At 63.3% G+C, this 14,493-nt stretch carries 10 protein-coding genes; all 10 read right to left on the minus strand.

The annotated features are described in order from the left end of the window. Positions 1-357 precede the first annotated feature (357 nt). Entirely contained in the window at positions 358-4,071 is a 3,714-nt protein-coding gene (locus NPX02_RS11330) for a DUF1631 family protein (protein ID WP_260293688.1), read from the minus strand. A gap of 149 nt (positions 4,072-4,220) precedes the next feature. Continuing rightward, complete coding sequence (locus NPX02_RS11335; protein WP_260293689.1) at positions 4,221-6,170, minus strand: acyl CoA:acetate/3-ketoacid CoA transferase; 1,950 nt, start codon at positions 6,168-6,170, stop codon at positions 4,221-4,223. A 78-nt stretch (positions 6,171-6,248) separates the two neighbouring features. Next, positions 6,249-6,605 (minus strand): SRPBCC family protein, encoded by a 357-nt coding sequence (locus NPX02_RS11340; protein ID WP_260293691.1) that lies wholly within the window; start codon positions 6,603-6,605, stop codon positions 6,249-6,251. A gap of 17 nt (positions 6,606-6,622) precedes the next feature. Next, positions 6,623-7,117, minus strand: a complete 495-nt coding sequence (locus NPX02_RS11345) for a universal stress protein (protein ID WP_260293692.1) — start codon at positions 7,115-7,117, stop codon at positions 6,623-6,625. A gap of 266 nt (positions 7,118-7,383) precedes the next feature. Next, positions 7,384-8,751, minus strand: a complete 1,368-nt coding sequence (locus NPX02_RS11350) for a TRAP transporter large permease (RefSeq protein WP_260293693.1) — start codon at positions 8,749-8,751, stop codon at positions 7,384-7,386. Between the two features lie 4 nt (positions 8,752-8,755). Beyond that, positions 8,756-9,379 carry a TRAP transporter small permease subunit gene (locus NPX02_RS11355; RefSeq protein WP_260293694.1) on the minus strand — a complete coding sequence of 208 codons (624 nt, stop codon included), beginning with the start codon at positions 9,377-9,379 and terminating at the stop codon, positions 8,756-8,758. A gap of 56 nt (positions 9,380-9,435) precedes the next feature. Next, positions 9,436-10,524, minus strand: a complete 1,089-nt coding sequence (locus tag NPX02_RS11360; protein ID WP_260293695.1) for a TRAP transporter substrate-binding protein — start codon at positions 10,522-10,524, stop codon at positions 9,436-9,438. Between the two features lie 421 nt (positions 10,525-10,945). Next, positions 10,946-12,343, minus strand: a complete 1,398-nt coding sequence (locus NPX02_RS11365) for a sigma-54 interaction domain-containing protein (protein WP_260293696.1) — start codon at positions 12,341-12,343, stop codon at positions 10,946-10,948. A gap of 536 nt (positions 12,344-12,879) precedes the next feature. Next, positions 12,880-13,692, minus strand: a complete 813-nt coding sequence (locus tag NPX02_RS11370) for a cobalamin-binding protein (protein ID WP_260293697.1) — start codon at positions 13,690-13,692, stop codon at positions 12,880-12,882. 94 nt (positions 13,693-13,786) lie between these two features. Next, positions 13,787-14,392, minus strand: coding sequence for a cob(I)yrinic acid a,c-diamide adenosyltransferase (gene cobO / locus NPX02_RS11375; protein WP_260293699.1), 606 nt, complete (start codon positions 14,390-14,392; stop codon positions 13,787-13,789). Between the last annotated feature and the right edge of the window lie 101 nt (positions 14,393-14,493).

Genomic DNA, 14,493 nt, shown 5'->3' on the forward strand with positions numbered 1-14,493 from the left:
CATAGAAGGGTGGGCACGTAGTCTGTGCCCTCCTTTTTGTTCAGCGATGAACTTATGCCGCGTAGGCCAGGGATGGCCGGGAGCGGCTTTGCCCCGTGCCGCACCTTCCGCGTGGGCACAAAAAGCGTGCCCACCCTTCCAAGCTGGAATGCACAGGTGGACTTGATGGCCAGGCCGTAGGTTGGGGTGAGCCTGCGAACCCCAACGGAGCTTCATGTGTGGGCGCCATGATGTTGGGGTTCGTTCCTCACCCCAACCTACGATCTTCGCCATGAAAACCTGCGTACCAGAGGCACTTGCAATGGATAGGCATGCAAGACTCGCCTACCCGATCGGCCGCGCCGTGGGCGCGACCGATCAGACCGGCGACTTATAGCGGGAGAGCAGTTTGAGCGGCCCCGGCCGGCCGATACAGAAGCCCTGGGCGTAGTCCACTTCCAGCCGGCGCAGGACGTTGAGGATCGCCTCGTGATGCACGAATTCGGCCACCACCAGCTTGCCCATGTGATGGGCCACCTCGGTGATCGACTTGACCATGGCGCAGCTCACCTCATCCTGGTGAATATCCTTGACAAAGATGCCGTCGATCTTCACCACGTCGACCGGAAACTCCTTCAGGTAGGAGTAGGAGGCGTAGCCGGTGCCGAAATCGTCGAGGAAGAAGCGGCAGCCCAGTGCCCTGATCTCCCGCATCAGTGCCGTAACCTGTCCCAGCTGGCTGACCATGGCGGTCTCGGTGATCTCGAACGCCAGCTTCTCGGGGGCGATCACCGAGTGCTGGATCTGCTCCTTGAGGAACGGGATGAAGCTCTCGTCGCCCATCGACTGGCCGGACAGGTTGATGCTGAACCCCCCCAGGTAGCCGGCGGTTTCGGCACTCAGCTCGTTGTTGGCCCAGTTGAAGAAGCGCTGTACCACCCAGCGGTCGACCGCCTGCATGCGCTCGTAGTGCTCGGCCGCTTCGATAAACTGCTCCGGGCTGATCGGCTGATGATTTTCGTCCATACGCCGCAGCAGTACCTCGTGATGGTCCGACAGGCCATCGCCGACAAACACCGGCTGGATCAACTGGGCGAACAGCTCCAGCTGATCTTGCTCCAGCGCCTTTTCAATCAGCGGGACCGACTTCACCAGACGCTGCTTCTCTTCAAAAACCGCGCCCTCCTGCTGGTAGCAGAGACTGCGGTTGCGGCCCTCATGCTTGGCCTCCTCGCAGGCCGAATGGGCGGCATGGATCAGCGCCTCCGCCTGCCCGCTATCGCTGCTGACCTCGACCAGGCCGACACTGACCGTCACCGTAACCTGCTCGCCACTCCACTGGAAGTGGTAGTTCTGGACCGCCTTGCGCAGGGTTTCGGCGAAGCGGAAGCCTCCGTCCAGGTTGATCTGTTCCAGCAGGATGCTGAACTCATTGTCCCCGGTGCGGGAGAGGAGGTGACTGCCGTCCAGGAAGCTGCGAAAGATGCCGGCGATGTTGGCCAGGAACTGGTCGCCACCGTCGCTGCCGCAGAGTTCGTTCACCAGGCTGAATTTGTCCACGTCGACGCAGATCAGGGCGTGCCGGTTATGTGTATGGCGGCTACTGTCCAGCAGCCGCTCCAGCTCGCGCCGAAAGGCGCGGCGGTTCATCAGACCGGTGACGCTGTCCCGGTCGCTCTGCTCCCGCAACTGCTCGAAACTCAGCCGCAGCGCCCGCTCCACCGCCCGTTCCACCATCGGCAGTCCGGCATCCTCCAGCAGCGAAAGCTGGCCGGACTGCAGCCGCAGCACCATCTCGTGACCGGTACAATCCAGCGCCTTGACACCGTTGCTGTCGACGAACAGGAAACGGTTGTCCAGCTCGTCGTGCAGCGCCAGATTGAGCATGCGCGCATGCCCCTGGGAGCGCTGCTCGGCCACCCAGTCACCGATCCGGATCTCCGCCAGCCGGGAGCGCCACTGCGGGTCGATCCGGCTCTCCAAATCGGCTACCGGTGCCGCCTCTGCAGAGGCCGGGAGCAACTGATCAAGATAGGCCTCGTCGACATCGATGCGGCGCTCGTTTTGCAGTCGATAGCTCGCGCTACCCTTCTCCAGGCACTCACCGAACTCGGCGATCAGTGCCCGGGACTGGGTGTGATAGACCGGGTATCTTGCAAAACCCTTGTTCAATATTCGGGACACCTTGTCCCACTTTTCGGGTTGCAGAAAGGCATGCGGCGAATCCGGCCGCAATGCCCGGTTGAGCAGACTCAGCACGCCCTGATAGCTCTCCAGGTGCTTCTGTTTCTCCTCACCCGCCAGAGCGGTCTGCACCAGCAGACCGGCCCACCCCAGGCGCAGCAGTTGATCAACCAGCAGCGAGATCGAGCCGCCCAGCTCCTGCTTCAGGAAGGCGCGGATCCGACAACTGGCGTCGACCGACTGCCGCGCTTGCGCGGAGGCGGCCAACACCTGTTCAAGGTTGCTGTTGAACTGCGCCCGGCGCTCCTGCAACAGCGTCGACACCTCCTGCGTCACCTGGTCCAGGTCGGCCTTGCCGCCGGCCTGCTCCAGGGAGTGGAGTATCGCCTGCAGCTTCTCCTCACTGCCACGGGCGAGTACGGACTCCTCCGTGGACGGCGTCAGCAGGGCGAGTTGGTCGAGATTGTCCAGCAACCGGCGCGAAGCGTGGCCGGGATCATTCAGTACCGCCGGGTCACTGATCGCCGCCTTGGCCAGCGGCAGCTGTATCTGCCGCAGGATGCGGCGCATGGTGCTGTTGTGACGTGGATCCTGTTGCGCCATGCGCAGCAGCTGCTCGGTGGCGTCGATGATCTGCCGGCCCTCGGCCGACACTTCCACAGCGCCCTCGGTGCCGGCGTGGCCACCCAGCGCCTGCTCCACCCGATCGGCCAGGTTGCGCTGATCCGCCTGCACCATATCTTCCAGGGCATGGGCGACGGCGGCGTTGCTGGTAACGTGGCTGGCACTCTCCGTCCGACCGTCGTCCCGGGCTCGTCCGATGAAGGCGGAGAGGGTTTGAACCAGGGAACGGGGCCGGGGCCGGGTCCGCGCCTCGGGGACTGCTTCCGTCTGCGCCACGGGGGCCGATTGCACTTGCGCTGCTGCAATCTGGTCGACCGCGAAGCCGTGCTGCTCCAACAGCTGGTAGATCTGATGATAGAGCGGATCCAGGGTGGCCAGGATCTGTTCTGCAAACACCGCATAGGCGGTGTGCCTGACCGACACGCTCAGGCCCAGGGGGTCCAGGCTTTTCTTGAAGGCCCACAACAGGCTGTAGGGGGAGAGGGGATTGTTGTCGTTGCTGACCGGCGACTTGAGCATGCGGGCGATCGCCTGGGAGAGTCTGAACAGGGTCTGCGACAGGCGGCTCTCCAACCGGCGGGAGGTGGCGACCACCGCCGCCCACTCGTCAAACTCATCCTGATCCACCAGTTCCAGGCTCTGGTCATCCGCCATCGCCAGGTCCGCAGCGGTCTCGGTATACCGCAGCTGCTGCCAGTTCCCGGCAATCTGTTCAAGAAAGCGCTGCTTCAGCGCGGCCGCCCCGGCCTCGATCGCCCGCCGCCCGTGGCGCAGATCGGGCTGTTCCTGTTGCGAGGCCTGATCTTCCTGTTCCAGAAAAGTTTCCGTGAGGATCCGGATAAAGCCCGCATAGCGGTTGCCGAGGGACTGAACCAGCTGCGTCTGAATCTGCTGCAATGCTCTGGTTGACGGGGTATCGCCTGTGGTGGCCGCACGCTGCCTGTTGGTCAGGGAGGAGCGCGACAGATAGCTCAGCACCCGTTGATCCGGGTGCATGAAGATCGCGCCGACCCCCTGGTCGGATGCGAACACCACCCGCACCGGTATGCGGTGCTCCTGCGCATCCGTCTCCGTCTGCAACAACACCACCGCGTCCACCGACCGCTGGGCATCGAGGCGGCCCTCACGTCCGATCCGCTGCAGCGTCTCGCTGTCGATGGCGAGACGGAAGCCACCCCGGGAAAAATTTTCGATCCGGCAATCCGTCGCCACCGAGTCGCTCAGTATCAGTCGCGCCGGATGGCCGCTCTTGAAGCGCGGGTGTTTGCGTCGATCCTGAGTCAAATGGCACTCCAGCACAAACTGTTGTTTTGATCGGGAGCTAATGCGCGCTGATCAAAAACCAACAGGACAAGGAAAATCGCTTATCCGGCAGAATACCACAATTATTCGGGTGCTACCCACGGCGGCGGAATCCGCGGCCACCCGCCACATCACGCCGGCGGCCGACCCGTCTCTATCCGGTCGAGAAAATGCTGCGCCTCGGCGCGGCTTTCGAACACATGGGGCGCCACCGTCCGGGTCAGTATCCGGCCGAGTTTCATGCGCATGAAGGCGCTGGTGGCGTAGCGGGAGATACGCTGGTAATAGCGCGCCTCCATATCCTGCACCATGGCCGCGTAGGCCTGCGTCGCCTCGTCATCGATGCGCACGCCACCATAATTCACCACCACATCGACCCACCGGCCGATCTCCCGGCAGCGTGCCTCGACGGCCTGGCGCACCGCCTCCACGTCCGCGCTGTCGTGGATATGCATGTTTTCGAAATTGAGAAACAGCAGGTTGCGGTGCGGATCGTAGCCGATGCGGTCGTCCAGGTGCAGGTCCAGCAGAATCGACTTCAGCCCCATCGGCTCAGCGCGGAATAGGCGTCCGTCCATCGGTCGGGGATCGTTGATGACCGGGCGGAACGCCATGTGCGCCAGGATGTCCCGCTCCAGTTCGATCCCGGGGGCGATCTCGATCAGCTCCAGGGCGCCGTCCTCCCGCAGCCGGAACACGCAGCGCTCGGTCACATAGAGCACCGGCTGGCCACGCCGCGCGGCCAGCGGACCGGAGAAGGTGACCTGCCCCACCGCCTGCTGGAACTTGCGCGCCCGCCCCTCCTGGCGGATCTGCAGCCGACCCTGTTCCACGACGGCATTGAGGCCAGCGGCGGTGAAGGTACCGGCGAAGACCAGGCGGCGGGCATTCTGGCTGATATTGATGAAGCCCCCGGCCCCCGCCAGTTTGGGACCGAACCGGCTCACGTTGACGCTGCCCTGGCGATCCGCCTCGGCCATGCCCAGGCAGGCCAGGTCGAGACCGCCGCCGTCGTAGAAGTCGAACTGCTGGTTCTGGTGGATCACCGCCTCGGTATTCACCGCCGCGCCGAAATCGAGCCCGCTGGCCGGCATGCCGCCGATGATGCCGGGTTCGGCGGTCAGGGTGAACAGGTCGAGCACCCGCTCCTCCACCGCCACCGCCGCCACCCCTTCGGGCATGCCGATGCCGAGATTGATCACCCCGTTCGGCGGCAGCTCCAGGGCGCAGCGCCGGGCGATGATCTTGCGCAGATCCAGGGGCAGGGGAGCCACACTCTCCAGCGGCACGCTGATCTCGCCCGAATAGGCGGGCGAATAGCGGGTGGCATAGGTCTGCATGTGGTTTTCCGGGCGTGCCACCACGACGCAGTCCACCAGGGGCGCGGGGATCACCACATCGCGGCAGCCGAGCGAGCCCTGGCGGGCGATGCGTTCCACCTGGGCGATGACGACACCGTTGCAGTTTTTCACCGCCATGGCCATGGCCAGGTTGTCCAGCAGCAGCGCTTCACGCTCCATGGTGATGTTGCCGGAGGGATCGGCCGTGGTGCCGCGGATCAGCGCCACGTTGATCGGGCAGGCCTTGTAGAATAGCAACTGCTCACCCTCGATCTCGATCAGTTTGACGATCTCCTCCCGGGTAATATCGTTCAGCCTGCCGCCGCCGTGGCGCGGATCGACAAAGGTCTCCAGGCCGACCCGGCTGAGGGTGCCCGGCTTGCCCGCCGCGATATCGCGGAACAGGTGGGAGATACAACCCTGGGGCAGATTATAGGCCTCGATGCGGCCTTCGACGGCCAGCCGGCCTACCTTGGGGATCAGCCCCCAGTGGCCGCCGATGACCCGTTTCAGCAATCCCTCATGGCCCAACCGGTTGAGCCCCCGCTCCTTGCCGTCGCCCTGCCCGGCGGCGAAGATCAGGGTCAGATCGCGCGGCGAGCCGGTGCCGAGAAAGCGCTGCTCCAGGCCCTCCAGCAGCTCATCCGGCGTACCGATACCGACAAAACCGGAGGTACAGAGCGTATCGCCCTGCTGAATAATGGCGACCGCATCCTCCAGTGAGACTATCTTGTTACGCACACGTCCTCCTCGCGGGCCGTAGCGGCCGTCGCTTCGATCATGGTTATCCCGTTACACTGAAACGCCACTATTGAGGTGTTACCCCTTGGCGGTGCCGCCGAACATCGCCTCGAGCTGGGTGATACGGCCATGCAGGATCCGCTGCAGCTCTTTGACCGCCGCCATCTCATGCTCACTGGTGGTGGAGAACACACCGGTCCAGGAGATGGCGGAGGCACCCGCGCCATTGTCGGTAACGCGGATTTCGATTGAACACTTATCGATCGGCAAGGGACTCTCCGTTATTGAACAGACCATCACCCGGGCGTCGTCGTCACAGGTGTAGCGCTGTTCGACAAGGGGGTGCCAGTTGGTGGCGGCCGCGAAGTTGCGCAGGGTCTGCCAGACCACCCCGGGCGGCGCGTCAATCTCTGTCTTGAGCACCAGTTTCGACATGTACGCCTCCGTATGCTTCAGCGTTCCCCGGGGATAGGTACCAGCAGGACCGGGATGGGGCTCAGGTGGGTCACCTTGCGGGCGACCGAACCCAGCAGCACCCGATCGAGGGTGGACTGGCTGTGGGTACCCATGACGATCAGGTCGGCACCGATCTGTTGGGCCTGTTCGATGATCACCGTGTCGGCCTGTCCCTCGGCGATGACGATCTTGCTCACCAACGTCGCACGCTCATCGGCGGTACCCAGCTCATGCTTGGCGAACTCCGCGAGCCGCCGGTGAATCTCTTTCCGTACCTTTTCCAAGCCCTGGCGCTCCAGCTCATCGATCTGCTTTTCCGGTACCGCGCTGCGCATCAGGGTTCGGCCGGTGGCACCCAATGGCTCGATGGCGTGCAGGAGATGAATCTCTGCCTGAAAACTCCTGGCGAGGCTCACCGCATAGTTGAATACCGTCGGTGCATTCGCACCCAGGTCCGTTGCGTAGAGAATCTTTTTGATCAAGGCCAACATGGTCATTTCCCCCTGCTGTGAAGGCGTGGTGCTACGCTCAACGCCCATTGGTAGCTATTCAAAAAACCCCTTAGGGTCCGCGCAAGAATAATTCCGTAGTACCGAGGGCGTTCCTGGGCCACGCTGGAAAGGCACGCTTTGCAGGCAATGGCTGTTCCCTTGCCAAAAAGCGTAACGCCGCCAGCGGGGCCCAGGGGCGACCGAATACAGGAACTTATTCTTGCGCGGGACCTTAGATGCGGTGCCTAAAGCGAACCGCATCGCTGTCAATTCCCGTAGGCGACGCCCGGCAGCCAGGTCACCAGATCCTCCCAGACGAATACCAGGGCCAGCCCCAGCAGCTGCAGCGCGATAAACGGCAACACGCCCTTGTAGATATGCGCCACGGTGATGCTCTTCGGCGCCACCCCCTTCAGGTAAAACAGCGCGAATCCGACCGGTGGCGTCAGGAACGAGGTCTGCAGGCAGACGGCGAACAGCACCGTGAACCAGACCAGGTCGAAGCCCAGGCCCTGCACCACCGGACCGACCAGGGGCAGAATGATCAGGGTGATTTCGATCCAGTCGAGAAAAAATCCCAGGAGGAAGGTGAAAAACAGGATGGCGATAACGATGCCGGTGGGCCCGAAGGGCAGCGAGGTCAATCCGGACTCGATCAGTTCATCCCCGCCCAGGCCGCGGAACACCAGGGAAAAGGCGGTGGCACCGAGAAAGATGGCAAAGATGAAGGCGGTGGTCCGGGTGGTCTGTTGACAGACTTCACGAAACACCCCCAGGTTCAGCTGGCGCTTGGCCCCGGCCAGCAGGATGGCGCCGAAGGCGCCGACGCCCGAGGCCTCGGTGGGGGTCGCCAGGCCCATGAAGATGGTACCGAGCACCGCGAGGATGAGACCGGCCGGCGGCAGCACCGCCCACAGCACCCCCAACACCAGTTTCCAGGTGATCGGGTCGGTGTGTTGCGGGGCCGGCGCGGCCCCCGGCACCAGGGCGGCAAAGACCACCATGTAGGCGATGTAGATGGTGCCCAGCAGCACCCCCGGGATCAGCGCCCCGAGGAACAGATCACCCACGGAAATGGCCAGCCGGTCGGCCATCAGCACCAGCATGATGCTCGGCGGGATCAGGATGCCGAGGGTACCGACCGCGCAGACCGTGCCGGCGGCGAACGAGGGCCGGTACTTGTTCTCCAGCATCACCGGCAGGCCGAGCAGCGACAACAGCACCACCGAGGCGCCGATGATGCCGGTGGAGGCGGCCAGCAGGATGCCGATCAGAGCGACGGTCACCGCATAGCCGCCGCGCATGCGCCCGAAAAGCTTGACGAAATTGCCCATCAGCTGGGCGGCGATGCCGGAACGGTCGAGCATTAGTCCCATGAAGATGAACATGGGCAGGGCCACCAGCACCCAGTTCTTCATCACGTCCCAGATGCGGTCGATCACGGCCGAGGTGTAGGCCCAGTCGATGGCGTAGAACGAATCCGCCATGAGATCGGTAAACTGGCCCGTGGCCCAGCCGATCACGGTAAATACAAAGGCGAGCCCACCCAGCACCCAGGCCACCGGGAAACCGGTGAACAGGAGACCGATGAAGCTCACGAACATGAGGATGCAGAGGATCTCATTGAATGCCATGACCTCACCCCCCCGTCTTGTTGGAGGCCGCCGGTAGCGCCGCCGGCCGGCCGAACAGGTAGGCGGTCACCCGGGAGAGCCGCGAGCAGGTGATCACGATCAGCAGGATAACGCCGATGATCAGGAACGACTTGATGACCCAACGCGCCGGCAGTCCCCCCGGCGCATCCGAAACCTCATTAATGGACCAGGCGTAGCTAAAGAACGGTACGCTGTAACGCAACAACAGGAGCAAAAAGGGCAGCAGCAGGAACAGGGTGCCGAACAGCTCGACCCACGCCTTGGTCCTGAGACTGAAGCGTTCATACAGCACGTCCACCCGCACATGGTCATCCGACTCCATGCAGTAGGAGAGCCCCAGCAGGAAGCCGATGGAATAGAGATGCCACTGGATCTCCTCGAACTCGATGCGCCCCTCGCCGAACAGATAACGCATGGAGACATTGGTGATAATGATCGCCACCAGCAGCAGCCAGATCCAGGAGATGGAGGCGCCGATGGCCCGTATCACCCGGTCTATCCGGGTTGAAAAAGCCGTATGCGGCAGCTCGGCATGATGGACGAGCTCATGCAGGAGATCATGTTCCTCGGGTATGTTTGGTTGTGGAGTGGTTCCCGACTTCATCATCTCGTTCCCCCATGAGCTCGTCGCATTCGGTCAATTGCCAGTGGCGTTAAACCAGATCAGAAGTCGCGCGGCAGATAGCCCAGGCTCTTCCAGCTCTTATAGCTCTCGGAGAAGGCCTCCTGCGCTTCGTAGACCGTCTTGAAGTGGGCATCCTTGGCCGCCTCTTCGACCATCACCTGCCCGGTGATCTCCTGCAGCTCGCGCAGCAGCTCATCAGGCAACCGATTGGCATGGACGCCCTCGGCCTTGAAGCCGTCGATCACGGCGCCCTGCAGCGCCTCACCCCGGGACAGGTTGCGCATCACCCCGGCGGTACAGGCCATATCGATCAGCGCCCGGTTCGCTGGGTCCAGCTTCTCCCAGACCCCCTTGTTCACCAGCAGATGGAATGCGGTGTAGGTCTGGTGCCAGCCGGGGAAGTAGTTGTACTTGACCACCCGGTTGAAACCGAGCTTCTGGTCGATCGCCGGCATCGAGAATTCGGTCGCATCGATAGCGCCCTTCTCCAGCGCCTGGAAGATTTCACCACCCGGCAGCATGGTGACCGACGCACCGAGCTTCTGCATCACCCGCCCGCCGAGTCCGGCAAAACGGATCTTCAGGCCCTTCAGGTCATCCAGCGATTTGATTTCGTTACGGAACCAGCCGGCCGTTTCCGGGCCGATGATGCCGCACAGGACCGGATGGATGTTGTGCTCGCCATACACGGTCTCACCCAGCGCCTGGCCGCCGCCCTCATACCACCAGGCGGTGTATTCCCATGGCTCCATGCCGAAGGGACGCGCGGCAAACAGCGGTGACGAGGGGATCTTGCCCTGGTCGTAGCCGACCCAGGTGTAACCCGCCTGTACCTTGTTGTCCCTGACCGCGTCGGTGATCGAGAACGGCGGCACCAGCTTGCCCGGCTCAAACACCTTGAACTGGACCGCGCCGCCCGACGCCGCGTTGAGCGCCTCGGCGACATAGTTGATGTTGTCACCCAAGGCGGGCAGGTTGGTGCCGAAGGCGACCGGCACCTTCCAGCGTACATTTTCCGCCGCCTGCGCGGCCGATCCCAGCACCAGGCCGGCGCCGATCAGCGACGCACCCAATGCCCGCTTCAGCATCTCCCGTTGGTTGGATTTCATCTCATACAGACTACTCATCGCGTACCTCCACACTGGTGTTGTTGAAAAAAGGTCGGAACATACCCTCGACCCGCACCTGCAGAGCCAGGCCGAGAGTGACAGCGAACGCCAGCAGGAATCACCGGATGGAATAGTCCCGGGAGGCAGGGTTGCACACCGATGCACCGTGCCGTGGGCCCTCCACTCCTCCTCATTTTCCTGCGTCCGTACCAAGGAAATGGCCGGCCGCTTATCGCTTGAGGCATAAGAGTGCAACCCACATGCCAGAGTGGCGGAATAAAAAAATAGCCAATATTTACAAAGGGTTGGATTGCCGCAGAAAATGCGCGGCGGGAGCCGTCGCTGTCGTTAATCCCGACAGTTTTACTAGGAAATTATCTTAGTTATTGTATTTAAAGGGATATATTGCAGTGTGTGAAATTACGACAGAGAGTGTCGCCTAATCGTACAACCGGTGGTCACGTATCTTGTCGTAGAGCTGGGAGCGGGAGATCCCCAGGATGCGCGCGGCCGGGGCCTTTTTGCCGCCGGTCATCTCCAGTGCCCGGCTGATCGCCTGCCGCTCGATGCTGGCGATGCGGGCCGGCAGTGACAGTCCGGTTTCGGCGGCAGCGGTGACGGGGGCCGTGGCCCCGCGCGGGACAAACGGCCTGAGCCCGTCGGCGGAGAGACCGGCGCTGTCGCACATGAGACAGGCCCGCTCCAGGGTGTTCTTGAGCTCGCGCACGTTGCCGGGCCAGTTGTGGGATTCGAGTACCGCCAGCCCATCGGGGTCGATCACCTTGAGGGCATCACCGCTACGGGAGGCGATGGTTTCGAGAAAATATTCGCTCAGCGGCTTGATGTCATCGAGCCGCTCCCGCAGCGGCGGCACCGCGACCAGCAGCACGTTGAGCCGGTAGTAGAGGTCGCTGCGGAAGCCGCCCTGCCGCACCTTGGCCTCCAGGTCCTGGGAGGTGGCGGCGATGATGCGCACATCCACCCGCTGGACCGCGTTCGAGCCGACCGGCTCGAACTCCTGCTCCTCCAGGACGCGCAGCAGCTTGGCCTGCAGCTGCAGCGGCATATCGCCGATCTCGTCGAGAAACAGGGTCCCGCCATTGGCCAGGGCGAATTTCCCCAGGCCGGTGCGCTTGTCGGCACCGGTGTAGGCGCCGGGACTGACGCCGAAGAACTCGGCCTCCAGCAGATTCTCGGGGACGGCGGCCAGATTAACCGCTACGAACGGTTCGTGACGCCGCACCGAGGCGGAGTGGACCGACTGGGCCAGCAGCTCCTTGCCGGTGCCGGTCTCGCCCAGGATCAACACCGGGCTGGTGTGCCGCGCCACCGCGCGCGCCTGCTCCTTGAGATCGCAGATGTGCTGGCTGCGGCCGATGATATTGGCGATGCTGTAGCGGGTACGCCGCGCGGCGGCCAGCTTGGCCTCGGCACTGGAGAGCCGCTGCTGCAGCAACTCGAACTTGGAGATCAGCGGCTTCAGGTAGTCCAGGCTGTCGTAGAGCACAAAGCCGACCGCCCCGATCACCACGCCGTCCTCGTTGTGCAGCGGCAGCCGGCTGACCACGAAGTGACGGTTGTTGAAGCGCATGATGTCGAGCAGGATCGGCTGCCCGGTCTCCACCACGTGGGCGAGCATACTCTCCGGGATCACCGACTGTACGTCCCGGCCCAGCACCTCGTCCTCGTCGGCCACCCCCAGCAGGTTCAGGTATTTCGAATTGATCCAGACGATGCGCGCGTTCTCGTCCACCGAGACCGCGCCCTCACACAGCTCCTCGAAGATATCAAAGAGTGAATCGACCATGGCAGACTGGATGCAGTTGTCTTCGCTCATAGATGGCGGGGTCCTGAAACTGGTTATTCGCAAGGTAGCAAAAACGCGGACGACGGTTGCCGCTCGAGGTGGAGCCGCTCCTGTTGGCCGATTGGGATCAGCTCTGTATTGGTATCAAATGTAGACCATCGACCGGGCACTTGCACTGCCGAGCGCGGCAGTGCCAAGGAAAACCGGGCCGCGAGGAGTGGTGCAAGAGGAGTGGTACAGGAGGAGTGGTACAGGGATGTACCGATAACGAAGCCGAAGATGCAATGTACCGTTTACGGACCTAAGGATGGAGAAGTGGTGCAGGGATGCACCGTTTACGGACCTAAGGATGGAATGAACGTAACTACTCACCCGGTCTGTAAGTGATTGGCCTGCCTTGCCGGCCTCACACGATGGCTGGACCAAGATCGGCCAACAAGGCAGGCCAATCGCCCCGTGAGAAGTTACGAATGAACATGAATACGGGTAACTTTGCACCCAACCTGCCGTAGATGCTGGTGAGCTTGCGAACCGCATCGCCCGCGATTGCGACGGTTACGCCGGCCTTAGCTTTGGCTGGCGGCCCAGCGCCGGATGATCTCGTGCAGCTGGCGCACCCCGTCGGTCAGCGCTGCCGGTCCCGGCTGCAGGATATCGCAGGACTTGATCTCATGAAGCTGGCCATGGCGAACCGCCGGCACGCTATCCCAGCCCTCCCGCGCCCGCACCTGCTCGGGCCAGAAGCGTTTGCCGCACCAGGAACCGATAATGATATCGGGGGCGCGCCGAACCACCTCCGCCGGATCGGCGATGATCCGGCCCTTGGCGGACCGCTCCCGGCCCAGCTCGGCGAAGCAGTCCTCGCCACCGGCGAGAGTGATCAGTTCGGAGACCCAGCCGATGGCGGAGATCAGCGGCTCATTCCACTCCTCGAAGAGGATACGCGGCCGATGCGGCAGGGCGCTGGCCGACTGTTCGATGGCCGCCAGTCCCTGCTGCATTTCGTTGATCAGCCGCACCGTCCTGTCCGCCGCACCCACCATGGCACCGAGCATCCACATCATCTCGAAGATCTCCGCGACGCTGCGCTGGTTGAAGATATGCACCGCCAACCCGGCGCGGATCAGTTGCGCGGCGATGTCGGCCTGCAGATCGGAGAAGCCCAGCACCAAGTCCGGCTCCAGGTCGAGGATCCTGTCGATCTTGGCGCTGGTGAAAGCGGAGACTTTCGGTTTCTCCTTGCGCGCCCGCGGCGGGCGTACGGTGAAACCCGAGATGCCGACGATGCGCTCCTGCTCGCCCAGGAGATAGAGCAGTTCGGTGGTCTCCTCGGTCAGGCAGACGATGCGTTGCGGGTAGTAGCGGTTGACGATGTCCATAGTGATGATGACCCAGCCAATGCGGCAATCTGAAGAAAAAAATCGAGTCTGACCCCGCCGCGCAGGGCAGGAACAGTCGGGCAACGTCGCACGCTCACCAGTCGACCCCCGGCTGGGCACGGATGCCCGAGCGGAAGGCGTGCTTCAGATCGGCCAGTTCGGTCACCGTATCGGCCGCCGCGCAGAGCGCCTCGGGCGCGCCACGGCCGGTGATCACCACATGCTGCATGGGCGGGCGTGCCGCCAGATCGTCCAGCACGGTCTGCAGCTCCAGCCAGCCGTACTTGAGCGGATAGGTGAGTTCATCGAGCACCACCAGTCCCAGGTCCGGATCGCGCAGCAGCGTCCGCGCCTGCTCCCAGCCGCGCCGGGCGGTCTCGGTATCGCGCGCCAGGTTCTGTGTCTCCCAGGTGAAGCCCTCGCCCAGCACCTGCCAGGTGACGCCGGGCTGGCGGCGGAAGAAGCCCTCCTCGCCGGTGTCGCTGCGCCCTTTGACAAACTGCGCCACGCCGACCCGCAGGCCGTGACCCAGGGCGCGCGCCAGCATGCCGAAGGCGGAGCTGGATTTGCCCTTGCCGTTGCCGGTCAGCACCAGCAGCAGCCCCTGGTCCCGGTCCGCCTCGGCTATGGCGCCGTCCACCACGCTCTTCTTGCGCTGCATACGCCGGCGGTGGCGCGCGCTCTGATCGGATTCACTCATGGGTTTTCCCTGGGCGCACTCACCCGCGCGCCGATCATGTGGCTGAAAGGCATGGCAGAGGGGAAGCAACACGGACCGGGGTGGACGTCGTCACCCATAGC

The organism is Sedimenticola hydrogenitrophicus (genome assembly GCF_025175675.1).
Taxonomy (GTDB): domain Bacteria; phylum Pseudomonadota; class Gammaproteobacteria; order Chromatiales; family Chromatiaceae; genus Sedimenticola; species Sedimenticola hydrogenitrophicus.

Coding starts and splice junctions, on each gene's coding strand:
- NPX02_RS11370 (WP_260293697.1), bottom strand. CDS start 13,692: ATGGACATCGTCAACCGCTACTACCCGCAACGCATCGTCTGCCTGACC.
- NPX02_RS11360 (WP_260293695.1), bottom strand. CDS start 10,524: ATGAGTAGTCTGTATGAGATGAAATCCAACCAACGGGAGATGCTGAAG.
- cobO (WP_260293699.1), bottom strand. CDS start 14,392: ATGAGTGAATCCGATCAGAGCGCGCGCCACCGCCGGCGTATGCAGCGC.
- NPX02_RS11355 (WP_260293694.1), bottom strand. CDS start 9,379: ATGATGAAGTCGGGAACCACTCCACAACCAAACATACCCGAGGAACAT.
- NPX02_RS11350 (WP_260293693.1), bottom strand. CDS start 8,751: ATGGCATTCAATGAGATCCTCTGCATCCTCATGTTCGTGAGCTTCATC.
- NPX02_RS11345 (WP_260293692.1), bottom strand. CDS start 7,117: ATGTTGGCCTTGATCAAAAAGATTCTCTACGCAACGGACCTGGGTGCG.
- NPX02_RS11340 (WP_260293691.1), bottom strand. CDS start 6,605: ATGTCGAAACTGGTGCTCAAGACAGAGATTGACGCGCCGCCCGGGGTG.
- NPX02_RS11365 (WP_260293696.1), bottom strand. CDS start 12,343: ATGAGCGAAGACAACTGCATCCAGTCTGCCATGGTCGATTCACTCTTT.